The organism is Bacillus sp. P4_D3, assembly GCF_056401855.1.
The window spans coordinates 1-757 of sequence record NZ_JBFUIN010001145.1 but is presented as its reverse complement, the minus strand read 5'-3'; the positions used below and the strand labels follow the sequence as shown (position 1 = coordinate 757).

Genomic DNA, 757 nt, shown 5'->3' with positions numbered 1-757 from the left:
TCTCATCCCCCTTTTCGTATCTAATAGCTTTTTTAAGTATGCATTTTCCGCTTCTAATCGTTGTATTCTAGCATCTTGACTTATTTCATTTGTTTGTTTAGATCTTCCACGTTTTTCTTGTAGGCCCAGAATACCCTCATTTTTATATTTCTTAATCCATCTATCTACAACTGAATATGTAACTCCTAATTCCTTTCCAATTAGCTTGCTTCCAATTCCTCTATGTAAGTACAATTCAATAGCTTTCATTTTAAAATCAATTGAAAAAGTTCTTCTAATTTTCCCCATAAGAAATCCCCTCCATAATAAACAGTAAAGTAACTTTCTTTCACCTGTCTACTATAAGGGGATCATATCATCCAACAGGAGTCATCTTTTTTAGATACCTTTCTGACTTACAGATTTTATGTATGGGTTATTTGATAGAATTTAAATATCTCTTTCTGTAAATAAATTTTTTGTCATTTTGAACCTTTTACGATCTCAATTTTCTCTCATTATACAAGAAATATCCTATAGAATAGACTTTTTTTAGTGTCTATTCTATAGGTGAATTTTATAAAAAGAGTATTAATTTGTATAGTTAAATATAGCGCAATAAAAAATATCTTATTTATTTTTATTACAGTTACACCCTTTTTTCTTTACATAGCCTTGTTGAGCTAAATCTTTTTGCGACTGAGAATTGGAAGATTGAGAAGAAGTTGAAGAACTACTATTTTTGTTATTAGAATAGTTTTTTCGGTAGTTGCTATAA

General features: G+C 28.8%; 1 protein-coding gene. It reads right to left on the bottom strand.

Annotated elements, in window-relative coordinates; translation table 11 throughout:
* The coding region (locus tag AC1DTM_RS29875) for a transposase (protein ID WP_477001633.1) at window positions 1–288 on the bottom strand (288 nt) is incomplete at its 3' end.
* Window positions 289–757: the final 469 nt, after the last annotated feature.